This window comes from Rhizobium sp. L1K21 (assembly GCF_024055895.1).
In the GTDB taxonomy this organism is placed as follows: domain Bacteria; phylum Pseudomonadota; class Alphaproteobacteria; order Rhizobiales; family Rhizobiaceae; genus Ensifer_A.
This window is the reverse complement of sequence record NZ_JAMXLE010000001.1, coordinates 768,802-793,184: the sequence shown is the minus strand read 5'-3', so window position 1 is coordinate 793,184 and position 24,383 is coordinate 768,802. Positions and strand designations below refer to the sequence as shown.

Annotated in this window: 21 protein-coding genes and 2 pseudogenes; 6 read left to right on the top strand and 17 right to left on the bottom strand. The window is 57.4% G+C overall.

What is annotated here, in order from left to right:
- Positions 1-98: 98 nt before the first annotated feature.
- The 14 genes from NHF56_RS03730 to urtA all read right to left on the bottom strand — a co-directional run bounded on the left by NHF56_RS03730 (position 99) and on the right by urtA (position 12,155).
- Complete coding sequence (locus NHF56_RS03730; protein ID WP_252801682.1) at positions 99-635, bottom strand: peroxiredoxin; 537 nt, start codon at positions 633-635, stop codon at positions 99-101.
- 165 nt (positions 636-800) lie between these two features.
- Positions 801-1,409, bottom strand: coding sequence for a LysE family translocator (locus NHF56_RS03725; RefSeq protein WP_252801680.1), 609 nt, complete (start codon positions 1,407-1,409; stop codon positions 801-803).
- 58 nt (positions 1,410-1,467) lie between these two features.
- Complete coding sequence (locus NHF56_RS03720; RefSeq protein ID WP_252801678.1) at positions 1,468-2,148, bottom strand: TIGR02117 family protein; 681 nt, start codon at positions 2,146-2,148, stop codon at positions 1,468-1,470.
- Positions 2,149-2,161: 13 nt separating this feature from the next.
- Positions 2,162-3,874: an urease subunit alpha gene (ureC, locus tag NHF56_RS03715; RefSeq protein WP_252801676.1), complete on the bottom strand. Its 1,713-nt coding sequence runs from the start codon at positions 3,872-3,874 to the stop codon at positions 2,162-2,164.
- On the bottom strand, positions 3,864-4,520 hold the full coding sequence (locus tag NHF56_RS03710; RefSeq protein ID WP_252801675.1) for a Urease operon accessory protein: 657 nt from the start codon (positions 4,518-4,520) through the stop codon (positions 3,864-3,866). The genes ureC and NHF56_RS03710 overlap by 11 nt, the downstream gene beginning before the upstream one ends.
- 3 nt (positions 4,521-4,523) lie before the next feature.
- Positions 4,524-4,970, bottom strand: a complete 447-nt coding sequence (locus tag NHF56_RS03705; RefSeq protein ID WP_373456285.1) for a lysozyme inhibitor LprI family protein — start codon at positions 4,968-4,970, stop codon at positions 4,524-4,526.
- 17 nt (positions 4,971-4,987) lie between these two features.
- Positions 4,988-5,293: an urease subunit beta gene (locus NHF56_RS03700; RefSeq protein WP_252801670.1), complete on the bottom strand. Its 306-nt coding sequence runs from the start codon at positions 5,291-5,293 to the stop codon at positions 4,988-4,990.
- A 19-nt stretch (positions 5,294-5,312) separates the two neighbouring features.
- Entirely contained in the window at positions 5,313-5,615 is a 303-nt protein-coding gene (locus NHF56_RS03695) for an urease subunit gamma (RefSeq protein ID WP_252801668.1), read from the bottom strand.
- A 21-nt stretch (positions 5,616-5,636) separates the two neighbouring features.
- Positions 5,637-6,461, bottom strand: coding sequence for an urease accessory protein UreD (locus NHF56_RS03690; protein WP_252801666.1), 825 nt, complete (start codon positions 6,459-6,461; stop codon positions 5,637-5,639).
- 91 nt (positions 6,462-6,552) lie between these two features.
- On the bottom strand, positions 6,553-7,248 hold the full coding sequence (gene urtE / locus NHF56_RS03685) for an urea ABC transporter ATP-binding subunit UrtE (RefSeq protein ID WP_252801664.1): 696 nt from the start codon (positions 7,246-7,248) through the stop codon (positions 6,553-6,555).
- Position 7,249: 1 nt separating this feature from the next.
- Positions 7,250-8,002, bottom strand: a complete 753-nt coding sequence (urtD, locus tag NHF56_RS03680) for an urea ABC transporter ATP-binding protein UrtD (protein ID WP_373456284.1) — start codon at positions 8,000-8,002, stop codon at positions 7,250-7,252.
- An 11-nt stretch (positions 8,003-8,013) separates the two neighbouring features.
- On the bottom strand, positions 8,014-9,174 hold the full coding sequence (urtC, locus tag NHF56_RS03675; protein WP_252801660.1) for an urea ABC transporter permease subunit UrtC: 1,161 nt from the start codon (positions 9,172-9,174) through the stop codon (positions 8,014-8,016).
- Positions 9,171-10,787 (bottom strand): urea ABC transporter permease subunit UrtB, encoded by a 1,617-nt coding sequence (urtB, locus tag NHF56_RS03670; protein ID WP_252801658.1) that lies wholly within the window; start codon positions 10,785-10,787, stop codon positions 9,171-9,173. Before urtB ends, urtC begins: the two co-directional genes overlap by 4 nt.
- Positions 10,788-10,862: 75 nt before the next feature.
- On the bottom strand, positions 10,863-12,155 hold the full coding sequence (gene urtA, locus NHF56_RS03665) for an urea ABC transporter substrate-binding protein (RefSeq protein ID WP_252801656.1): 1,293 nt from the start codon (positions 12,153-12,155) through the stop codon (positions 10,863-10,865).
- A gap of 289 nt (positions 12,156-12,444) precedes the next feature.
- Between urtA and NHF56_RS03660 the strand changes: the two genes are divergently transcribed.
- The 4 genes and pseudogenes from NHF56_RS03660 to NHF56_RS03650 all read left to right on the top strand — a co-directional run bounded on the left by NHF56_RS03660 (position 12,445) and on the right by NHF56_RS03650 (position 17,895).
- Positions 12,445-15,831 carry an ATP-binding protein gene (locus NHF56_RS03660; RefSeq protein WP_252801654.1) on the top strand — a complete coding sequence of 1,129 codons (3,387 nt, stop codon included), beginning with the start codon at positions 12,445-12,447 and terminating at the stop codon, positions 15,829-15,831.
- Positions 15,828-16,359 (top strand): annotated as a pseudogene (locus tag NHF56_RS21010) (response regulator); the annotation flags it as partial. The gene NHF56_RS03660 and the pseudogene NHF56_RS21010, both read left to right, overlap by 4 nt.
- 71 nt (positions 16,360-16,430) lie before the next feature.
- Positions 16,431-16,739 (top strand): annotated as a pseudogene (locus NHF56_RS21005) (helix-turn-helix transcriptional regulator); the annotation flags it as partial.
- 130 nt (positions 16,740-16,869) lie between these two features.
- On the top strand, positions 16,870-17,895 hold the full coding sequence (locus NHF56_RS03650; RefSeq protein ID WP_252801650.1) for a DUF2793 domain-containing protein: 1,026 nt from the start codon (positions 16,870-16,872) through the stop codon (positions 17,893-17,895).
- Here NHF56_RS03650 and NHF56_RS03645 read toward each other — a convergent pair.
- Positions 17,892-18,653 (bottom strand): sulfite exporter TauE/SafE family protein, encoded by a 762-nt coding sequence (locus tag NHF56_RS03645; protein ID WP_252801648.1) that lies wholly within the window; start codon positions 18,651-18,653, stop codon positions 17,892-17,894. The two genes, NHF56_RS03650 and NHF56_RS03645, sit on opposite strands and share 4 nt — an antisense overlap.
- A gap of 137 nt (positions 18,654-18,790) precedes the next feature.
- Here NHF56_RS03645 and NHF56_RS03640 point away from each other — a divergent pair, with 137 nt between their 5' ends.
- A complete protein-coding gene (locus NHF56_RS03640; RefSeq protein WP_252801646.1) occupies positions 18,791-19,933 on the top strand; it encodes a glycosyltransferase family 4 protein in 1,143 nt (380 codons plus the stop codon).
- A 9-nt stretch (positions 19,934-19,942) separates the two neighbouring features.
- Positions 19,943-20,974, top strand: a complete 1,032-nt coding sequence (locus NHF56_RS03635; protein WP_252801644.1) for a glycoside hydrolase family 5 protein — start codon at positions 19,943-19,945, stop codon at positions 20,972-20,974.
- Here NHF56_RS03635 and NHF56_RS03630 read toward each other — a convergent pair.
- Both NHF56_RS03630 and NHF56_RS03625 read right to left on the bottom strand, forming a co-directional pair.
- Positions 20,922-22,265: a hypothetical protein gene (locus NHF56_RS03630; RefSeq protein ID WP_252801642.1), complete on the bottom strand. Its 1,344-nt coding sequence runs from the start codon at positions 22,263-22,265 to the stop codon at positions 20,922-20,924. The genes NHF56_RS03635 and NHF56_RS03630 overlap by 53 nt on opposite strands.
- Positions 22,266-22,271: 6 nt before the next feature.
- Positions 22,272-24,305, bottom strand: a complete 2,034-nt coding sequence (locus NHF56_RS03625; RefSeq protein ID WP_252801640.1) for a GumC family protein — start codon at positions 24,303-24,305, stop codon at positions 22,272-22,274.
- Positions 24,306-24,383 lie beyond the last annotated feature (78 nt).

Below are 24,383 nucleotides of genomic sequence, written 5' to 3'. Positions count from 1 at the left end.
TTACGGCGTTTGACGTAGGAACAATCGTCCGTCTTACCGGCAAACAAAAAGCCCCGGCGCGACACCGGGGCTGAATGCAATTCGCAAGCGATGGTCTGTTAAGCAGCCTTCTTTTCAGTCAGCTTTTCCAGAATGTTCTGCGGCGAAGAAACGCCATAGGGATCGGTATCGCAGTTGTCGGAGAAGCCTTCTTCTTCGAACCACTGTTCCACAAAGCCGTCGTTGATAACGGCGGCATAGCGCCACGAACGCATACCGAAACCGAGATTGTCCTTGGCAACGAGCATGCCCATCTTGCGGGTGAATTCGCCGGAACCATCGGGAATAAGCTTCACGTTTTCAAGGTTCTGGCTCTTGCCCCAGGCATTCATCACGAACGCATCATTGACGGAGATGCAGTAGATTTCATCAATGCCTTCAGCCTGAAATTCGGGAAAAAGCTTCTCGAAGTCGGGCAGCTGGTAGGTCGAGCACGTGGGCGTGAAAGCGCCCGGCAAAGAGAAGAGAACAACCTTCTTGCCCTTGAAATAGTCGTCAGAGGTCATTTCCTGCCAGCGGAACGGATTCGGTCCTTCAATGGACTCGTCGCGAACGCGTGTGCGGAACGTTACGTCTGGGACACGTCTGCCTAGCATGTGAATTCTCCTTTATTCGAGTCAAGTCTTGGGAGGACCACTCTTAGATAAGATTGATATTGTGCAATGCAACCAGGAACTAGCATTTATGGCGCAGGCCATCCAGTCCTGAAATGTATACAGATGTGGAAACCGGAAAAATGGGCGGCGACATAGCCGGTGCGGCTATTGTTTGGACAAGGCCATGGAGCCGCCAGCCGCCACCAAAGCCGCGCCAACAGCCCGATTGAGCAGGACAAAGACGCCATCTGATTTGATCAGCCTGCTCAACAGCTTTCCGCCGAGAACGTAAAGCAACACGGCAACGACCTCCATGGCAAGGAATGCCGCACCCATGGCCAAGAGTTGCGGCCAGGCAGCAGCACTCGGATCGAGAAACTGCGGAAAGAAGGCTGTGAAGACTGCAATCGCTTTTGGATTGGCGATCGCAATGGTGAAATCGCGCCGCATGAGGGCACCAATGCCATCATCACGCGACTGCGCCTCAGCCAGTTTGCGCGCGCTGAGGAAAATCTTGACGCCGACATAGACGAGGTAAATCGCACCGGCAATGCGAATAACGCCCAGCGCATCAGACGACGCCGCCAGCAATGCGCCGAGCCCCACCACCGTCAGAAAAATCAGAAAGGCAAATGCCGGCATGCGCCCCATGCCGCCCAAAAACGCACGCTGCACACCAAGACGCGCCCCATTGGAAAAGGCCAGCATATTGTTTGGCCCCGGCACGATGTTGAGAAGAAAGCAGGCGGGAATGAAAAGTGACCAGGCGATCATGAGAGCCTCGAAAACGAATAGACGAATACGGCGATTTAGAGCGCAATTGCCGGGCAGGTCAATTGAACAAACGCAATGACGTCGAAAGCGAAAATGGCAATGGGTTCCACCATCCAGTCCGCAAGCCAGCCGATCTCAGGGCATGCGCCGTCCAGGTATTGCAGCCGATCAATGCATTGAATGAACCGTGCGCTTCGAAAAACTGATCGGAAAACCCATAGCCCGCGCCTTCAACGAGGACCGGCACTCCGCGTTCAAGCACAAAACTCTCCCGGATACGCGCCAGCAAGGCCTTATACCCGCTTGTGCTGATACGAAAGCTTTGCACAGCAGGCGAGGCAATGTCGATTTGACCCGCAACATCAACATGCATCACGGAGCGATCAAGAGTCAGCGCGCGCATCACAGGCATGGGCTTCAATTCCGACCATGTCGGCGTTTCCAGATAAAAGGACCGCCCGCCCCAACCGAAGACGATCCACTCAGCCGCTGGATGATCGATGAGAACCCCGGCGTCGCGCAAATCTGCGAAATACGCCTTCGTTTCGTCCGTTACAGGAATAGCAATGTCCGTATGGATGGGGTTGGAGATAACCAGTATTTCCAGACCACCGCCCGCTTCACCCGCACCGCCTGCAAACTGAAAGGGCCGCGGGATCAACATCCCCGCCAGCCCGGCCAGAACAACGAGCCCGACAAGAACCATGCCGAAGCGCAAGAAAGTGCTCAGGCGGGCCATCGCTTCTTGAGGCTCAGAACAAGAAATACCGCTGAGCCATCGGCAACACGGTTGCCGGTTCGCAGGTCAGCAACTCGCCATTGGCCCGCACCTCATAGGTTTCCGGGTCGACCTCGATCTGCGGCATCAGCGCATTGTGGATCATCGAGGCTTTTCCAATGCCGCCGCGCGTATTCTTCACCGCCACCAGTTCCTTGGCCACACCGAGTTTGCCGGCAAGCCCGGCATCCAGCGAGGCCTGCGAAACGAAGGTCACAGAGCAATTCGTGCGTGCCTTGCCATAGGCTCCGAACATATGACGATAGTGCACCGGCTGCGGTGTCGGGATCGACGCGTTCGGATCACCCATGGGGGCCGCAGCAATCGTTCCGCCAAGCAGCACCATATCCGGTTTTACACCGAAGAAAGCCGGCGACCACATGACCAGATCGGCGCGTTTGCCCACTTCCACCGAGCCAATCTCATGGCTGATACCATGCGCGATGGCCGGGTTGATCGTGTATTTGGCGATATAGCGCTTCACGCGGAAATTATCATTGTCGCCGCTTTCTTCCGGCAGGCGACCTCGCTGCTTTTTCATCTTGTCGGCGGTCTGCCATGTGCGGATCGCAACCTCGCCGACACGCCCCATGGCCTGGCTGTCGGAGGAGATAATGGAGAAGGCACCCATGTCGTGCAGAATATCTTCCGCCGCAATCGTTTCCTTGCGGATGCGGCTTTCGGCAAAAGCGATATCTTCAGGAATGGATGCCGAAAGGTGGTGGCACACCATCAGCATGTCGAGATGCTCGGCAATCGTGTTCTGCGTGTAGGGTCGTGTCGGGTTGGTGGAAGACGGGATCACATTGGATTGCCCGCAAACCTTGATGATGTCCGGCGCATGCCCGCCGCCTGCCCCCTCCGTGTGGAAGGCATGGATAGTGCGGCCTTTGAGTGCGCCAACCGTGTCTTCCACGAAGCCGCTTTCATTCAGCGTGTCTGTGTGGATCATCACCTGCACATCGTAATCATCGGCAACCGACAGGCAGCAATCAATGGCAGCCGGCGTCGTCCCCCAGTCCTCATGCAGCTTCAGCGAGGAAGCACCACCGAGAACCATTTCCTTCAACGCGCCGGGCAGCGAGGCATTTCCCTTGCCGGCAAAGGCAAGGTTCATCGGGAAGGCGTCAGCTGCCTCGATCATGCGGGCAATGTGCCATGGGCCGGGCGTGCAGGTGGTGGCAAGCGTGCCATGGGCCGGTCCCGTGCCACCGCCGAGCATCGTGGTCAGCCCGCTCATCAACGCGTCTTCAATCTGCTGCGGGCAGATGAAGTGTATATGCGCATCCATGCCGCCAGCCGTAATGATCTTGCCTTCTGCGGCAATCGCCTCGGTGCCGGGGCCGACGATAATATCGACGTCCGGCTGCGTATCGGGGTTGCCCGCCTTGCCGATTGCAACAATGCGCCCGTCTTTCAGACCGATATCGGCTTTCACAATGCCCCAATGGTCAACGATCAGCGCATTGGTGATCACCGTATCGACCGCACCATCGGCGCATGTCACCTGGCTCTGGCCCATGCCGTCGCGGATAACCTTGCCGCCACCGAATTTCACCTCAGAGCCATAGGTCGTGAAATCCTTCTCGACCTCGATAAACAGCTCCGTATCGGCAAGCCGCACCTTGTCGCCGGTGGTCGGGCCGAACATTCCGGCATAGGCTGCGCGGGACATCTTATAGGGCATGGATTTCGGGCTCCTGATACGTGGGAATAGGATAGAAAGGATCGGCGCGCCGCAGACGCCCATTGGCCGCATGGGCATCGACCCAGCGCCGTTCGGCATCCCAGGGGTGCAGATCCCACCCCTCATGCGAGAACCCGCCAAGAACGACGTCATCGCCGGGCTGAGCCCGGTTTTCCAGTACATCGGCCATCAAAAGCAGACCACTGGAAGGTGATACGAAATTTGCAGCACCCAGCTGGGTGAGCTCATCTTCCAACCGTTGGTGCAGTTCGAGTGAGCCAGTCCTGAACGTCTTTCCGGTTTCGCGCGCGAAGGCTTCGAATGCCTCGGTATAGTCGTCGCAGAAATCGTCAAGCTCCGGGTGCGTTATGGCAAGGCTTGCGCGCATGCGCTCGTAGCGCTCGGGCGGACGCACACAGTAAATCTCTTTGGCCGCGCGCACCGCCTCACTTTCGCGCCATGCAGCATTGAGAACCATGGCTTTCGCCGGTCGCCCGGTGTTGCACACGGCAACGACATCGGTTCGCTTCGCATCTGCGCCGGCCGAGCGGCAATCATTGAAGCGGATCACCAGATCGACCTCATAGGCAAGCATCGCCGCCTGCCCCAGCGCACCATTGCCGAATATCGCAATCCGCTGCCCCATCCCTTACTTGCTCTCTTCGTCAGCAGGCAGTTCCTCAGGCCAGGCCATGATCTCTTTCAGTTCGCGCGTGCGCTTGCGCGTCAGTTCCGCCTGACAGCTGAAGATCAACAGCGGTTCCATGGAACCACCACGTGCATTGAAGCCTTCAAGATCGCAGGTTCCGTCGCGGTAATCGATCCAGGCACGCTGCCCCTTTTTCAAGGCTTCGAGCGCTCCCTTCATTGAGGGATTGTCGTCGAAAAAAGCATCCTCTTTCTTGGCAAAAGCAACGGCATCCTTGTAAACGGCATTCAGCTCTTCGTCCGCCTTTTCCCAATCGTCATAGGCGCAGGTGTTCAACTCCTGCTGATTGCCGTCCGGATTGCACTTGAAGCCGTCATCGTCATCGTCGCCATAAGCTGGCGCTGAAAGGGCAAGGCAAGCCAAAAGCGGGAAGAAGGCAAGACGCATCTTCATGCGAAAACTCCTCAAAGTTTGCCCATCACATCCTGACGGAAGCCATAAACCTCACGTTTGCCCTGCATGGGAATGAGGCTCACTGTGCGGGTCTGTCCGGGCTCGAAGCGAACCGCAGTGCCAGCCGGAATATCCAGCCGCATGCCGCGCGCTTTTTCGCGCTCGAATTTCAAGCCGGGATTGGTCTCGAAAAAATGATAATGAGACCCGACCTGAACCGGCCGGTCGCCGGAATTCGAAACATCGATCTGTATGGCCTCAAGCCCTGCATTGAGTTCGATCTCGCCCTCTGCGGCAATCACTTCACCGGGAATCATTCAACAATCTCCTGGGCGTTTAACGGATGGGTTCATGCACGGTGACGAGCTTCGTTCCATCCGGGAACGTCGCTTCCACCTGCACATCATGGATCATTTCGGCGACACCTTCCATCACCTGATCGCGGGTAATCACATGCGCGCCCGCCTCCATGAGATCAGCGACAGCACGCCCGTCACGCGCCCCTTCCACCACAAAGTCGGTGATCAGCGCGATGGCTTCGGGATGGTTCAGTTTCACGCCCCGCTCCAGCCGGCGGCGCGCCACCATGGCTGCCATGGAAATCAGAAGCTTGTCTTTTTCACGTGGTGTCAGGATCATGTTTCGCCCGTTATTCTTCCCTCACAGAGTCCAGACTTTCGGGACTGACGCACCGTTGCGCAAGACCGAAATGACCGGAATCAGCAGTTTTCTCAATTCAAAACCGTCTTTTGCCGTCATGCGCACGAGAAGCTTGCCATCCCAATGGCTCGCCCCGCCGCCTGCCTTCTCCACCAATGCCCGAATTTTAGGCAAATGGGCATCGGCATAGGCACCACAATAAATGAGGGTCGCAAAAGCTATGTCCCCGCCGAGAACCGCGCCCACCGCCGTCAAGGCGGAGAGATCGCCATCAAGACGCATCTCTTCTGCATGCAAGAGACGCCCCTCGCGACGCACCCGCCATCGATCACGGAAGAGCCCCCGCTCCACGGCTTCACCCATAGCCGTCCGTCCGAGTATCACAGCTTCAACACCGACAAATTCGGCGTCCTTTGCCAGATCGACATCCAGCCGCCGCGTCAGATGGCCATTGTCATAGAGAATGGTTTCCTGCGGCAGCCAGGCGAGCTTCGCGCCATCGCCCACCCGCAACTGCGTTTCCACCTCGGCAACGCCGCTGCTGGCCTTGTATATCTTTTCGCAGGCCTGCGTGGTCACCACAAGATCGGTGTCAGCACCCGCCTCGATCTCCCACGTCATCCGGTCGCCGCCAGTCAAACCGCCGGATGTGTTGATCAGCACGGCCTCAAGGGATGCATCGAAAGAGTCCGGCATTCGTATCTTGCCGCAGCCTTCCTGAAACAGCGTATCGATGCGGGTGCGGTCTCCCGACCGTTTCACCGCCAAACGTCCCGCACCTTTTGCGCGCTGATGCACCGGCGCAAGCGCGTCCCTCAAGACCATGGTTTCATTCCTCGTCAATGCCGCAAGTCATTCAAAAGCAGTTCCGACGAATAGAAAGCAAGTTTTACACCAATTTGACAAACGCGGCGCATCAAACCGTCAGATGGCGGCGCGCCTCCTCCGTATCCAGCGTTTCCGCCGTCCCCTGATGCACAATCTCGCCGCGATCCATGATGTAAACATAGTCAGCCAGCTCACGGCAGAAGTCTAGATACTGCTCAACGAGCAAGATCGCCATGCCGGTGGAATCGCGCAGATATTGCAGTGCCCGGCCAATATCCTTGATGATGGATGGCTGAATGCCTTCCGTCGGCTCATCGAGCACCATGATTTTCGGACGCGTGACCATCGCCCGGCCGATCGCCAATTGCTGCTGCTGACCACCGGAAAGATCACCGCCACGCCGCGACAGCATGGATCGCAACACCGGAAACAGATTGAAAATGTCATCCGGGATTGAGCGGTCGGCGCGCTTCAGCGGCGCATAGCCCGTTTCCAGATTTTCCCGCACCGTCAAGAGCGGAAAGATCTCGCGCCCCTGTGGCACGAAGCCGATGCCCTGCTTGGCGCGCGCATAGGGTGCCATGCCGTCAAGCGTCTTACCATCAAAGGCAATTTCACCGGCGCTGGTCGGATGCTGGCCGGTGACTGCCCGCAACAGCGAGGTCTTGCCGACCCCGTTGCGACCGAGAACGCATGTGATCTTGCCCATTTCCGCCTGGATATTCACGCCGCGCAGAGCCTGCGCTGCGCCATAGTGCAGATTTACGTCTTTGACCGTCAGCATATCAGCGCCCCAGATAGTTTTCGATCACAGCCGGATCGTTGGAAACAAAATCGATGGACCCTTCCGCAAGGACCGACCCTTCCGCCAGGCAGGTCACTTTCACGCCGAGATCACGGATGAATCCCATGTCGTGCTCCACAACGACGACCGAACGCGTCTCGGCAATTTTGCGCAAGAGAATGGCCGTTTCCGCCGTTTCTGCGTCCGTCATGCCGGCCACCGGCTCATCGACCAGCAGAAGCTTCGGGTCCTGCGCCAACAGCATGCCGATTTCGAGCCACTGCTTTTGACCATGCGAGAGATTGGCCGCAAAATCATCCTTGCGCGCCGTCAAGCGAACCGTTTCCAGAATGTCCTCGATCCGGTCGCGGTCCTCACCGGACAGCTGATAGAACAGCGTTCCGAACACCGTGCGCTTGCGGTCGAGCGCCAGTTCCAGATTGTCCCAGACAGTGTGACTTTCGAAGACGGTCGGTTTCTGGAATTTGCGTCCAATACCAAGCTGGGCAATATCCGCCTCATCCTTCTTCGTCAGGTCAATCACGCCGTTGAAGAAGACATCGCCGGAATCGGGCCTCGTCTTGCCGGTAATGATATCCATCATCGTGGTCTTTCCCGCCCCGTTGGGACCGATAATGGCGCGCAACTCACCGGGCTCCACCACAAAGGAAAGAGAATTCAACGCTTTGAACCCGTCGAAAGAGACCGACACACCGTCGAGGTAAAGCATGCTGTTGGATTTATAATGCTTCATATCCGTGGCCATTACGCAGCCTCCCCGGCTGTTGCCGCTTCGTCTTCAGCAACCTGTTCGGCCTTTGCCGCAGACTTCTCTTTGCGTTTCGCGAGAAATTCCTGAACCGTTCCGACAATGCCCTTGGGCAGAAACAGTGTCGAACCGACAAAAAGAGCACCGAGCGCGAAGAGCCAATAGTCGGGCCAGGCCGCCGTGAAGATCGATTTGCCGCCATTGACCAATATGGCCCCGATAATCGGCCCGATCAGCGTTCCGCGTCCGCCCACCGCGGTCCAGATCACGACTTCGATGGAATTGGCCGGTGCAAACTCACCCGGATTGATGATGCCAACCTGCGGCACATAAAGCGCACCGGCAATACCCGCCATCATGGCCGAAACGGTGAAGATGAAGAGCTTGATGCGTTCAACGCGGTAGCCGAGAAAGCGCGTCCGGCTTTCCGCATCGCGCACGCCCACCAGCACCTTGCCGTATTTGGAGCGGACGACGGCGGACGAGAAGAGAAGTGCCAGCGCCAGCATGAAGGCCGAAAGCATGAAGAGAATGCCACGCGTTCCATCCGCCTGCACGGAATAGCCCATAATATCCTTGAAATCGGTCAGCCCATTGTTGCCGCCAAAGCCCATGTCGTTGCGGAAGAAGGCCAGGAGCAGCGCATAGGTCATCGCCTGTGTGATGATGGAGAGATAAACGCCGTTGACGCGCGAGCGGAAGGCAAACCAGCCGAAAACAAAGGCAAGCAGCCCCGGCACGAGAAGCACCATGATCATGGCAAACCAGAACATGTCGAACCCGTACCAGAACCACGGCAGTTCTTTCCAGTTCAGAAACACCATGAAATCGGGCAGGACCGGATCGCCGTAGACGCCGCGCGTACCGATCTGGCGCATCAGATACATGCCCATCGCATAACCACCGAGTGCAAAAAACGCCGCATGACCAAGCGAGAGAATGCCGCAGAAGCCCCAGACGAGATCCAGCGCCAGCGCCAGCAATGCATAGGTGAGATATTTTCCGAAAAGCTGCATGATATAGGTCGGCACATGCAGCGGGCTGCTTTCCGGCAGAAAGACGCTGGATACGGGGATGAAAATGCCAACGGCGACAAGGATCGCAATCGCAACAACGATCTTTCGATCCATCGCCCTGAAAAGAAATGCTGAAATCATGATTCGACTGCCCTTCCCTTGAGCGCGAAGAGGCCACGCGGACGTTTCTGAATGAAGAGAATGATGAGAACCAGAACGATGATCTTGCCGAGAACAGCACCCGCATAGGGCTCCAGGAACTTGTTGAGCACGCCGAGGGACAGAGCCCCGACCAGCGTTCCCCAAAGATTGCCCACACCACCGAACACCACGACCATGAAACTGTCGATAATGTAGCCTTGGCCGAGGTTGGGTGAGACGTTGTCGATCTGCGAAAGTGCCACGCCGGCAATACCGGCAATGCCCGAGCCCAGGGCAAAGGTCGCCGCATCCACCCAAGGCGTGCGAATGCCCATGGACGAGGCCATGCGGCGGTTCTGCGTAACCGCGCGCATCTGCAACCCGATCGGCGAACGCTTCAGAAGTGCAAGCAGCGCGAAGAAAACACCGATGGTGAAAACGACGATCCACATGCGGTTCCAGGTAATCGTCAGACCACCCAGTTCGAACGCGCCCGACATCCAGCTCGGATTGCCCACTTCCTTGTTGGTCGGCCCAAAGATTGTGCGCACTGCCTGCTGCAGGATGAGCGAAATACCCCAGGTCGCAAGCAGCGTTTCCAACGGTCGTCCATAAAGAAAGCGGATGACCAGCCGTTCGATCACAAGTCCGACAGCACCAGAGACGACAAAGGCAATCGGCAGGGCAATCGCCAGCGACCAGTCGAACAGATGCGGTGCCGAATTGCGGATAATCTCCTGCACCACATAGGTGGAATAAGCACCCAGCATCACCATTTCGCCATGCGCCATGTTGATAATGCCCATCACGCCGAAGGTGATGGCAAGGCCGATGGCGGCCAGCAGCAGAACAGACCCAAGAGAAATGCCGTACCAGATATTCTGCGCCGCATCCCACATGGCGAGATCGGAATTGATACTTTCAATGGCAGCGTCAATCTGCGGTTTCAGACTTTCATCCGCTTGGCCTTGAAAACCGAGGAGCAAGGACAGCGCCTCGCGCCCGCCCATATTCTTGATGCGGGTGATCGCCTCGACTTTTTCCTCCGGCGCGCGCGACGAAATAATGATGGATGCCGCACGTGCCTGCTCCAGAGCTGCCAGCACATTGGCATTCTGTTCCTTTTCGATGGCCGCATTCAGCGCATCGATGGCGTCCTCGTCCGGTGTTTTGATAATCGTATTGGCCGCAGCCAGACGCGTCGAGGCATCCTTTGCCTGCAGCGTCAAACCTCCGACCACCGAACGAATCTGCCGGCGCAGACTGTTCTTGACCTTGATCTTTTCGAAATTCCGGGTGGGTTCTTCACCGGCGACCTCACCGGAAAGCGGATCAGTCAGCTTGTAGTTCTTGCCCGATTTCTTGACGATAAAAACCTGACCATCGGCTTTGCGGACATAGAGATCACCCTCCGAAAGCGCCTCGAGTGCAGGCACGATGGCCGTGTCTCCTGTCGCAGCGAGCTTCTTGATCGTTTCTTCGGTCTGATCGTAACTGCCGAGTGCAAGTTCGTTGATCATTTCGGGCGTTGCGTCTTGCGCTCTCAAGTCCGTCGCCACAAAGGCAACAGCCAAGGAGACAGCAACGAGGAAAAGCTGGATCGCTTTAAGCATCGGCTTGCACCAGGAAAGAAGAGGAAAAAAGGACGGGCGCTTCAAGCACCCGTCCACCAGTTGGCTGGGGAAGAATTAGGAGCCCTTGCCGCCGCACTTGCCGGTTTCGACATTGAAGTTGCCGCAAGACATCGGCGCGCGCCAATCGGAGATCAGCACCTTGGAGTCCGGCAGATAATCCGACCATGCATCTCCCGGAACGAGGCCCGGCGTCTGGGACACGATGTCGAATTGACCGTCTTCCTGGATTTCACCGATCAGAACCGGCTTGGTGATGTGATGGTTCGGCATCATGGCCGAATAGCCGCCCGAAAGGTTCGGAACCGCAATGCCTGGCAGAGCATCGATAACAGCGTCCGGATCGGTCGTCCCGGCAGCCTCAACCGCCTTAACCCACATGTTGAAGCCAATATAATGGGCTTCCATCGGGTCGTTGGTCACGCGCTTGTCGTTACCGGTGAACGCGTGCCACTGCTCGATGAACTCGCCATTGGCTTCGGTATCGACGGATTCGAAGTAGTTCCAGGCAGCCAAATGACCAACGAGCGGTGCGGTATCGATACCGGCAAGCTCTTCTTCACCGACCGAGAAGGCAACGACGGGAATGTCTTCAGCCTTGATGCCCTGGTTGCCGAGTTCCTTGTAGAAGGGAACGTTGGCGTCACCGTTGACGGTGGAAACCACGGCAGTCTTCTTGCCTGCAGAACCAAAATTCTTGATGGCGGATACTTCAGCCTGCCAGTCGGAGAAGCCGAATGGTGTGTAGTTGACCATGATGTCTTCTTCGGCAACGCCCTTCGACATCAGATAGGCTTTGAGGATCTTGTTGGTCGTCTGCGGATAAACGTAGTCGGTGCCTTCCAGAACCCAGCGCTCAACCCCTTCTTCGTTCATCAGATAGTCGACAGCCGGAATGGCCTGCTGGTTGGGAGCAGCACCTGTGTAGAACACGTTGCGCTCGGACTCTTCACCCTCATACTGAACCGGATAGAACAGAATGTTGTTCAGCTCCTTGAACACCGGCAGAACGGACTTGCGCGACACCGACGTCCAGCAACCGAAAACGGCAGAAACCTTGTCTTTCTCGATCAGCTCGCGTGCCTTTTCAGCAAACAGCGGCCAGTCAGACGCCGGGTCAACAACAACGGCTTCGAGTTTCTTGCCGAGCACGCCACCCTTCTTGTTCTGCTCGTCGATGAGCATCAGCATGGCGTCTTTCAGCGTGGTTTCGGAAATCGCCATCGTGCCCGAAAGCGAATGAAGAATGCCGATCTTGATCGTGTCATCTGCAGCAAAGGCGCCGGAAAGCGCGGTGGTGGACATGGCGGCGGCAAGCGCCAGACCTGTCAGCTTTGACTTGAAATTCATGTCGTGGAACCCCTCTTGTTTTTGTCCCGGCCTCCCTGTGACCGTGAGACTGGAGGGACTATCTGACGTCATTGTGCATTGCGATATACGTCAAATTACGTAGGTGGCGGGGGAAAGGGGGAAATACAGGATATCGCAAGCCGTACTACGTCATTTGACGTAGACGCGGCCCAGATGCCCCATGTTTGCGCTTGAACCCTGAGGAACCCCGTGCTTTCTGATCATCAGTGAAACCAGGCCATCCGGGATTGAGCGGAAAATGCCGCATGAAAATTGAGTGCACACACCCATGAGCACCGCACGCCAGCGCATCGTTCCCATACGCCGCGAATATAACCGCTGGGTCGCAAACCAGACGCTGGAAGACTACGCGCTGCGTTTCACCGCCAAGAGTGCACGCCAATATAGCCCCGCCCGCATCTCGCAGACCGCCATCGGCGCGATCTCTTTTCTGGCGCTGGAAGCCGTTGGCGGCACCATCACCATGGCTTATGGCACGACGAATGCCATCTACGCCGTGATTGCCGCCTCCATTCTGCTTCTGGCCATCGGCATCCCGATCAGCCGCTACGCGATCCGCCATGGCGTCGATATCGACCTGTTAACGCGCGGTGCCGGCTTCGGCTATATCGGTTCGACGATCACGTCACTGATCTATGCGAGCTTCACCTTCATCCTCTTTGCCATCGAAGCATCGATCATGACCGGCGCGCTGGAGCTGGCGCTCGGCATTCCGCTCTGGCTGGGCTACATCATCTCGGCCATCGCCGTCATTCCGCTGGTCACCCATGGCGTCCGTCTGATTTCCAGATTCCAGTTGCTCACCCAGCCCATCTGGATCGTTCTCAACATCCTGCCCTTCATCTTCATCGCCTTTCTGGACTGGGAAAAAGTCGATCTCTGGCTGGGCTTTGCCGGTCATGGGCGGCAGTCGGGCGAACTTGGCACGATCGCGCCCTTTGACCTGGCGCAATTCGGGGCCGCTTCAGCCGTCATTCTGGCCCTCATGGCCCAGATCGGTGAGCAGGTGGACTTTCTGCGTTTCCTGCCCGCCGACGGAAAGCCGCAAACGATTGGCCAGCGTGTCGCCCGCTTCTTGGCCGGTCCGGGCTGGATTGTGGTTGGAGCACCAAAGCTGCTGGCCGGCTCGTTTCTGGCGGTTCTGGCACTATCGACCGGCATACCGGCGGGACAGGCAGCCGACCCGGCACACATGTATGTCACCGCCTTCGGCTACATGGTGCCGAACCACACGCTGGCGCTGATCCTCACGGCTGCCTTTGTGGTGGTTTCGCAGCTCAAGATCAACGTCATGAACGCCTATGCGGGCTCGCTTGCCTGGTCCAATTTCTTCTCCCGCCTCACCCACAGCCATCCAGGCCGCGTGGTGTGGCTGTTCTTCAATGTTGCGATTGCGCTTCTCTTGATGGAAATGGGCATCTACCGCTTGCTGGAAGAAACGCTGGGCGTATTCTCCATCATTGCCGCGGCCTGGCTCTGCACAATCTCGGCAGACCTCTTCATCAACAAGCCGCTTGGTCTCGCCCCGCCGGGTATCGAATTCAAACGCGCCCATCTCTACGACATCAATCCGGTCGGCACCGGCTCGATGCTGATCACCGCCGCCATTGCCCTGGCCGCACATTTTGGCGCATTCGGCCCGTTTGCAGCCTCCATGGCCATCTACATTGCACCTGTTGTGGCTTTCATCGCAGCGCCCACCATCGCGATCCTCACCAAAGGCAAATATTACCTCGCGCGCAAACCGAGACCGCAGTGGAAAGACCTCTCCTCCATCACCTGCTCGATCTGCGAACACCCGTTCGAGCCCGAAGACATGGCCTGGTGCCCGGCCTATGCGGCTCCGATCTGCTCTCTCTGTTGCTCGCTCGACAGCCGTTGCCATGATCTGTGCAAGCCCAAAGCCCGGCTGAAATATCAGGTCACGGAAGCGGCCGCTTCCGTGCTCCCGCAAAGTGCCATCGAAAAGCTCTCGACCCGTCTTGGCCGCTATATCCTGACGGCAACGACCGCCATTGCCGCACTTGGCATCATCCTCTGGCTGGTGGCAGAGCGCGCAAGCCATGTCTCGCCGCAGACGTCGGCAACTGTGGACGACATTGTGCTGGCGGTCTTCTTTGTCTTTTCCATCATCACCGGCATTGCCGCATGGTTCTTCGTTCTGGCGCATGACAGCCGCGTCGTCGCCGAGGAGGAATCCCGCCGCCAGAATACGGCACTCTTGAAAGAAATCGCCGCCCACGAAAAAACCGATGCTGAACTTCAAAAGGCCAAGGAAATTGCCGAAGCCGCCAACCAGGCAAAAAGCCGCTACGTTGTCGGTTTGAGCCACGAGTTGCGCACACCGCTGAACGCCGTTCTGGGTTATGCGCAAATTCTTGAACGCGACGAAACAATTCCGCAGCCGAGACAATCAGCCATCAAGGTGATCAAGCGGTCCGCAGAACATCTCTCCGGCCTTATCGACGGACTTCTCGATATCTCGAAGATCGAGGCCGGACGCCTGCAGGTCTATCCCGGCGAGGTCAACACCTATGACTTCCTCGACCAGATCGTCGATATGTTCCGCCCGCAGGCGCAGGCCAAGGGACTGGAGTTTGTATTCGTCCGTTCGGATAATTTTCCCCGCTATGTCCGCATCGATGAAAAACGCATGCGCCAGATCCTGGTCAACCTCATCTCTAACGCGGTCAAATTCACTGATGAAGGAACCGTGACCTTCAAGGCCGAATATCGCAGCCAGGTGGCGACCTTCACCATTGCCGACACGGGACGCGGCATTTCCGAAGAAAACCTGCCGCATATTTTTGAGCCCTTCCAACGCGGCGAGGCCGAAGACATCCGCCCCATGCCGGGCCTTGGTCTTGGCCTGACGATCACCCAGCTTCTATCCCACATGCTGGGTGGCGAGATTTCCGTGACCAGTAAACACAACGAAGGCACCCGGTTTCAGGTTCGCCTCGGCATGCCCGTCATCAACCGCTCCGAAAGACAGCAGGCCGCAGAACGCCGCATCACGGGTTATGAGGGAAGGCCGCGAACGCTCGTCGTGGTGGACGACAATGCCGACCACCGGGATCTGATGGTGGAGGTTTTGAGCCCGCTCGGGTTTATTGTGCTGGTGGCAGGCAGCGGACCGGAATGTCTGGTCTTGATTGAAGGGGCCGAGCCCGATCTGTTTTTTGTTGATATCTCGATGCCGGGCATGTCGGGCTGGCAGCTGGTGGAAAAGCTGCGGGACCGGGGAACCACAGCGCCCATCATCATGCTTTCGGCCAATATCGGAGACGGTGCCACCGGCAGCAATGCCAAGCCTGGCTATAATGACGCCATCGCCAAACCCTTCGACATGAAACAGCTGTTCGACAAGCTGGAAAACCACCTGAAGCTTCGCTGGACCTATGACAATGACACGGAAGCAAAGTCTTCAACCGACGAGGCAATCATCAAAAGCCCCGGCGCAAACCACGTTGAAGAGTTGATTCAACTTGGAGAAATTGGTTATGTCCGTGGTATTGAAGCGAAATTGACGGACCTGGAGCGCGACAGCGCACACCTGCCCTTCACCAAACCGCTTCGCGCCTATGTTCAGGCATTCGACTTGAGCGGTTATGCCCGCTTCCTCGAAACCTACAGGGATACGGAGACGCAGTGACAGCACCTGCAAAGCCACGCGACATTGTTCTCATCGTCGATGACTCGCCCGAAGCTCTTGGCTTTCTGACGGATGCTCTGGAGCAATCCGGCTTCTCCGTACTCATTGCAACCTCCGGCCAGGCAGCCCTGAACATCGCCGAACGCATCACACCCGATATTATTCTCATGGATGCCGTCATGCCCGGCATGGATGGCTTTGAAACCTGTACCCGCCTGAAGGCAAACGCCGCCGTTTCACCTGTTCCCGTGATTTTCATGACCGGGCTCAGCGAAACAGAACATATTGTCCATGCGCTGGAATCCGGCGGCGTCGATTATCTCACCAAGCCGATCAATATCGACGAGCTGCGCGCGCGCATCCGCGTTCACCTCACCAATGCCCGTTCGGCGCAGAATGCCCGTGTCGCCCTCGACGCTGCCGGTCGGCATCTTTTGGCGGTCAGCGCGGACGGGCATGCACAGTGGTCCACACCGCAGGCAACACAGCTCGTCAACGCCGCCACCGGCAGCGACGATGGGCTGAACCGCATCGCCCGCGACATTGCCCAATGGATCGCCAACCGGCACGGCAGCACAGAACCGCTGACCGTTGCTGCGGGTGGCAAGGCAGCGCTGCATCTGAATTATCTGAGTGCAATCGGTCAGGACGAGTTTCTCCTGCGCCTCACCCCCGCCAACAAGGCGCCAGACGACGAGATATTGCGCCAGCATTTTGCTCTCACCGCCCGCGAATCCGAAGTTCTGGCATGGATTGCAAAGGGCAAGTCCAATCGTGATATCGGCGAAATTCTCGGGCTTTCAGCGCGCACGGTGAACAAACATCTGGAGCAGATCTATGTGAAGCTCGGCGTGGAAAACCGGGCATCCGCAGCCGTCAAGGCGGCATCGGTTCTCCACGAAGGCTGATCCGCCCGGGGACGTGCATCGCAATTTCCGCAATGAATTCAGCAAACCGGTAGAATTTCATCCCCGCCGAAACCGGTCCATCTAGCATTGGCGTCAAAGAAAAGAGCATCACCCTGCTTGAGAGGACGCCATGACCGACAACACACCCAATCTTGCCCTTCCCTATATTCTGGCCTCTCAGGCCCAGAAGCACATCACCCACAACGAAGCTTTGCGCCAACTGGACGGACTGATTGCGCTCACGATCTCGAACACGCTCCCATCACCGCCAGCCTCACCGGCAGAGGGCGAAACCTTTCTCATCGCCCCCTCCGCAGACGGAGACTGGGCAGGAAAAGATGGCCAGATTGCCAACTTTGTTGATAGCACATGGCAATACTTCACACCAAAGGCCGGCTGGACCGCATGGTTCAAGACAAACAACCAAATCCTGGTTTTCGACGGCACGGCCTGGGTTAATCCGCTTTCCACCGGCAACCTCGATATGCTGGGCATCAACGCCGCGCCGGATGAAACCAATCGCCTTTCGCTCTCCGCCGCAGCCTCGCTTTTCAACAATGCAGGCAACGGCCACCAGATCAAGGTGAACAAGGCAAGCGCCGGTGATACCGCGTCGCTGCTCTTTCAGACCGCATGGTCGGGCCGCGCGGAAATGGGAACGGCAGGCAGCGACGATTTCACCTTCAAAATGAGCCCTGACGGCGCAAGCTGGAAAACGGCCCTGCAGATCAGCGGCAGCGGCATCGTCACGATGCCACAGCGGCCAATGGCAAAAGCTGACAAGACAGGCGCAGCCTTCACCCCGGCAGACGGCTCCCAAAGCGGTTTTGATACACTGTCCTTGAGCCAGGGCGGCATGACATTGGGTGCGGCCTTGGCAAGCGGCAACGGCTCCAAACTGGTCATACCGGCTGCAGGCACTTACCTATTGTCACTCAACGCAAAAATTCACCCCACAGCCGCCTTTGCCATGCAACTGGTCGCCAAGGGTTCAACGGTTCTGACCTCCGTCTCCTCCGACATGAGCGAAAGCGGTTATCGGACATTCTCAGCAACCACGATGGCCACGCTCTCAGCCGGCGATACGCTCACCTTCCTCCACTCCGGAAGTGCCGAAATCGCCGGCGGCACAAGCCTGACGGCGCTTCTGGTTTAGAGCAGAAAGGTGACCGCCGGCCAGAGGAGCTTGAGCCCCACCAGCACCAGCAACACGTTGATGACCTTGTAGAAATCTTCCGTCGAAAAGCGGCGGACAAGCCAGATACCCGCAAGCGTCGATAGGCCAGCCAGCGGAAACAGCGCCAGCGATATCTTCAACGTCTCCCAATTGAGTTCTCCGAGCATGAGATAAGGCGGAACCTTGATCCAGTTGACAGCGGCAAAGAAGAAGACGCTGGTGCCGACATAGAGGTCGCGCGAAAGCCGCTGCGGCATGACGTAGATCTGAAAAGGCGGGCTACCGGCATGCAGGATCATGCTCGTGAACCCGCCGACCATGCCCCAGAAGATGCCCGGCCCAACCTCCGCCTTTTTGGCAGGCGCATTGGCAACAGCCTTGGAAAACAGGCTGCGCAAACCAAAGACGATCGAAATCAGCCCGATCATGCCGCTTGCCCACTCTTCAGGCAGGTATTCGGCCTGAAAATAACCGATCACAATGCCGATAACGGCGCTTGGCAGCAGGATCAGAATATTGGTCCAATCGATATGCCGACGATAGGCGACGAGGCTGAAAGCATCCTGGAGCAACAGAATGGGCAGCATGATCGCGGCGGCATGAAGAGGCGAGATGGTCAGCGCCAGCAGCGGTGTCGAAAGCGTTGCAACGCCCGCAAAACCACCCTTTGAAAGTCCGGCCAGAGCAACCGCAATAACGGCTGTGATCAAGAATGCCGGATCATAGAAAATCTCCAAGACGCCCCCTTATGGCCCACTCCGGTTAACGCGGGCACGGCGCGGAATAACCCAAAAACAAATCATTAGGAAAGCCATTTCAATTTTTGAAAGCGTATTAAATTAAAAAACATAACTCTCCGCCATAATCCGCGATCATGAAAACAGACGATAAAAGACCGCTGATAACGCATGTTGTCAGACAGTTCCTGCCGAACCGTGGCGGGCTGGAGGATGTTGTCTCAAACCTCTGCCGCGAACTGATCGCACAGGATTATCGCGTGCGCGTGGTCACCCTTGATCGCCTGTTTTCCAACCCGCACGAGACACTTCCCCACCATGAAAGCATTGATGGCATCGAGGTCGTGCGCATTCCCTGGCGCGGCTCCACCCGCTATCCGGTTGCACCATCGGTCTTCGCCCATCTCCGCGACGCCGATATCGTCCACGTTCACGCCATCGATTTTTTCTACGATGCACTCGCCTGGGGTTTTCTGGCGCACCGCAAGCCGATGGTGGTGACCACCCATGGCGGCTTCTTCCACACGGCAGCCCATTCTCGGCTGAAGACTGTTTGGTTCAACACGATTACCCGCGCTTCGGCGCTCGCCTATCGCAATGTCATCGGATGCAGCAAGGCCGATGTCCGGCTCTTCAACCGTATCGCCCCTGGCAAAACCGTGCTGATCGAAAACGCCGCGGCCGTGGAGAAATTTGCAGGTGCCGCCTCACCGAGCGCTCTTCCCCGCATGATCACCATCGGACGGTTTTCCGCCAACAAGCAATTGGGCAATCTTTTGGAGACGGTCGAGGCTCTTGCGCGGGAAAATCCCGCCTGGCATCTCGATATCTGCGGCGTGCCGTCCGACCTCACCGAGACAGATCTGAGAGACCGCATTGCCGCCCTCGGAATTGAGAAAAATGTCAGCCTGCATATCGGCGCGTCGAATGCGGAAATCAAAGAATTAATGGGAAATACGAGCCTCTTCGTATCCGCATCGAACTATGAAGGCTTCGGCCTCGTTGCCATCGAGGCGATGAGCGCCGGGCTTTTCCCGGTGCTCCAGCCCAACGACGCCTATCGCGATCTGGCAGCCGCTCACCCCTTTATCCGCTTGGCTGACTTCACCAAGCCCACCCATGCCGCAGCAGCGATCAAGGAAACCCTTCAATCTGCAACACAACAGCCGGATGCAATCAGGCAGCAAGCGATGGATGCTGCTCTAGGCTATTCGTGGCAGAATGCCGCCGCCCAGTACACGGCCATCTACGACCGAATTCTCAAGACCGAGCGGAAGTGAGAAACGCCCATGACGACGATCAGGACACTGCACAAAAGTGCCATCGCAGGTCTTTGCCTGACCTTGGCAACCTCAAGCGCGTCTGCGACCTGTTTCCGCGGCGTCAACCTGGCTGGCGCTGAATTCGGCGATCTGGGTGGCACCTATGGTCAGAACTATATCTATCCGTCGAAGGAAACGATCCGCTATTTTGCCGACAAGGGCCTCAACACCATCAGACTGCCTTTCCTCTGGGAACGCTTGCAACCGATCCTCGGCTCGGACTTCGACCAGGACGAACTGAAGCGTCTGCGGGAAACCGTCGATGCGGCCAGAGCAGAACATCTCAATATCATCCTGGATGTTCACAACTACGCCTATTTCGCCGGGTCCATGATCGGCTCACACAGCACCACCGTCGCAGATTTTGCCGATCTCTGGGCGCGGCTTGCAAAAGAGTTCGCCAATCAGCCCGATATCAGTTTCGGCCTCATGAACGAGCCGCATGATATTGAAGCTGAGACTTGGCTGGATGCATCCAATCAAGCCATTGCGGCCATTCGCAAAACCGGCGCGAAGAATCTCGTTCTGGTTCCGGGAACCATCTGGACTGGCGCGCACAGCTGGTTTGCCACAACCGAGGTGGGCAACAACGCCGAAACGATGATCAACATTGTCGATCCGGGAAACAATTTCGCCTACGAGTTCCACCAATATCTGGACAGCAACTTTTCAGGGACGCATGACAATTGCCCGCGAGCGACGGACGCAGTTTCAGCGCTCGAAAACGTCACCGCATGGCTGAAGGAAAACGGCAAACGGGGTTTCCTCGGCGAATTCGGCGGCAGCAGCGACGCGGCCTGCCTCAAGGGCATGGCGGCCATGGTGGATTATGTGAACCGGGAAAAGTCGGTCTGGCTCGGCTGGACCTATTGGGCCGGCGGCGACTGGTGGCCGGCCTCCGAACCGCTGAACATCCAACCCCATGACGGCAAGGACCGTCCCCAGATCACGTCTCTGTTGCGTCCGGGTCTTGAGGCGACAAGCTGCGGCGAGCCTTAGGCGCATCCCGGTTCTCGTCGTCATAGGGCGTGCCGAGTGCCGTTCCAAGCAGGAACCACATGAGAGCGCCGGTCTTGATCGAATAGCCGGAATTCGAAATCAGAAGCAGCATCAGGAAGTAGATGATGATCATCGAATGGAATATCCATCCTCGCCTGCTCTTTGAAGGGATAAACACAAATGCGGCCCACAGCCCGATAAAGCCAAAAATACCGAACTGCGTCAGCGTATAGGCAAAGCCGGAATCGGCCACAAATTGATCGGTCGTCTCGAGGCCGAGAACCACATTGATCGGTAGTTTTATCAGAAGAGCCGAGGTGACGGACAAACGTCCGGCAACGCCGTTGTCACCGCCATCAGCGCCGGTTGCAATACCGAACGTAACGAAAGCCGCCAGAATGATGAACGGCACAAGAAGCCAAATCTGCCGCGGCACCATATGATAGAACGGGTAGCCGACCGTCACGACGATGCAGGTCAAGAGCCCGAAACGGGCATCGGCGAAACTGACAATCGCCAGCGCTCCGGCCATGACGAGATAACGGAAACGCATTTTCGTGCTGAAAAGCGCCCAGGCATAGGCAATCGCGCCGAAATTGCCTGCCGATACCGGCTCAAGGAAAATCGACGAAACGCGGTGCTGGCCCAGAAAGGGCAAAATCGTTCTAGGCTCCGGTCGCATACCCGAGATGAAAAGGCCGCGGGTCTGTCCGAACACTTCATCCAGCTGCACCGCACCCTTTGCAAGGTAAAAGCCGAGAACGTTGAAATAGTCGAGATAACGATCCGTATCGAGATATTCGAACAAGCCAATGGCAATGGTCAGCGGCACCGCAACGATAACGAGCAGATTGGCAAGGCGCGGACTGGCCAGCCGCAAACCCGCGAAAATGAAGACGATCGGAATCAGCGCGTCACGGATCGGCTTGGGATCACTCGATCCCTGCACCACCATCAAGAACAGCATGTAGCTGATGAAAACGCCGAGAACCACATAAAGCCCCATGCCACGTCCGGCGGCTGCAAAAAGGGCAAGGCTGATCAGCGTCAACTCGCACAGGATGACCATTTGCGCAGTGACCGGAAAGAGCCGGGTATTCACATAGGTCAGCAGGAAGTTGAAAATCAGCGCGCCGAAAATGGAGCAAAAGGCACAAATGGAAAGAAGGCGTTGATAAGACTTGCCCTCCTCCTGCGCTGACACCGCTGTCGGCAGGATTTGTGCCTCCGACACAGGCTGTGGCGCCGAAAGCGCAAAGCGTGCTGCAATGTCGCTGGGTGCCACACGCATCTTTGTTTACGAAGGCTCCACGACAACGCAGCCAAGCACCTTGTCCTGCCACGGTTCCAGAAGCTGACCCATCTCGTTCAGCGCTGCACCGGTTGCACCGGCCTGATCGGCAACGACGACAACCGCATCGCAGGAACGTAGCAGCACGGGCATCATTTTCTCCGCCCGCGTACCACAGGCATCGACCATGGCGATCGCAGGGGTAAAGCGGTCAGTGTTTTCAAAATAGCCGTCATGGATCTGCTCGAACGGGAGGCTGACACCCTGCCACTCATCATGGACTGCAACCGGCGCGCTTTGAAGACTGATTTTCACCCCGCCGGAGCGCGCAATCGCAGGCTTGGCAGCCGCCATTACCTGATCGTCGGAAATCCACACATCAGCCCGGGCGGATAGCGCCGATGCAATGCCGCGAAGGTCAAAACCCGCGATATGACCACCCGCAAGCGATATGAACAGAATACGATAGGCTTCTTCAAACGCTTCGGCTTCTGTTGCCGCTGTTTCAAGAATATAGGCAATGCGCATGATCGACATATCGCGCAGGTGCTGGGCCTGACCAGCCTTGCGGCCATTCGCCTGCCTGGGGAAGCGCACCAGATTGCTGGCAGGTCCGGGCTCGATATCCGCCTTGATGCGCGCCACCACCGGTATGGCTGCCCCGGCATAACGCTGGTCGGCAACGTTTGATGCAGGAGATGCGCGGCGGACGGCGGACAAACTCGCAACGAGATATTGCAGAATTGCGAGCCCGCAGCCGGCAGCAAAGCCGAACATGGCCGCAGCAGCCAGCACGATCCCCTTTGGCAGGTTCTTCGGCTCCCGCGGCGGTACCGCCGCTGAGATGATGCGGGCGGTTCCCACGTCGCTCTCTTCCTGCTGGCTCAGCCCCTCAGCCCCGGAAAGTGTTGACTGGTACAGCGTTTCAAGCGCCGTTGCCTGGCTTTCCAGTTCTGCCAGTTGCGTCTTCAGCTCCGCAGAATCGCCGGCTGCCTTGCTCGCTGCATCGAATTCCTTTTCCAATGCTGCGACTTTTGACCTGGCAACGAGATAATCGTTCTTCAGGCTCTCACGAACGCGCGACAGTTCGGACTCAATGGAGCGCCGCATGCTGGTGGCCTGCGAGGCAGCAGCTTTCAGCCGCGGATGGTTTGCCCCGAGATTCGCACTCAGCTGAGCCTGGGTATCGAGAAACTGGGCGTAGCGTGCGCGCAGCGAGTCCAGCGCGGTCGACTGGACAACGCCGGCAACGGTGCCCGCTTCCACATCCTCGACCGAGAGCTTGCGAGCTTCATCATAGACTGCCTGTTTGGACGCGGCGTCCTCACGTGCTGCCGCAAGCTGGGTGTTCAATGCTTCAAGCGACTGATCCTGCAAAAGACCTCTGCCGCCGGTGGAAAACAGGCCGTGCTCAGCCTTGAAATCCTCAACAGCCTGTTTTGCCGCATTCAGCCGCTTGCGCATATTCTCGGCCTGCTGATGCATGGTGGAGGCAGAGCGTTCCGCCGTTTGCAGACGGTAATTCCGGCTGTGTTCGAGATAGACATCGGCAAGCGTATTCACCAGATCGGCCGCTGTCTTGGAAACGGGGTGCTTGGCACCAATGGTAAAAACCAAAGACTGGTTTTCACGCTCCACCGTCATGACCTTCATGAGACCTGCAATCGCCGCATTGCGTCGCTCTTCGATAGTTGCCGATAAAGGCGCAGCCATGACGCCATCACGGGAGATGATGAATTCGTCATTTTCCAGATGCAGCCGATCGACCACCTCGCCCCGCAACTCACGCGAACCCATCAGGTAGGCCTGGCTGTCCGCCAATTCGCGGCTGGGCTCGGTCGCTGCAGCCGATCCAACGGGTGCAGCAATGGGTGCATTCAGCTTTGCCGGATCGATAATGAGCTGTCCTGAGGCAAAATAGAGCGGCGTGTAGTAAAGCAGTGCAGCAACGCCCATCAATATGCCCAGAAACATGCCTGCGACCGCATAATACCAGCGCTGCCACAGAATTCCGGACAATTGAAAAATGTCGATGCTCATTACTAACCAACCAGTCTACTGCAACATGCCACAGGCAAAGAGGCCGTCCGAAGACAGCTTCCGCGGTCGCCAGTGTGG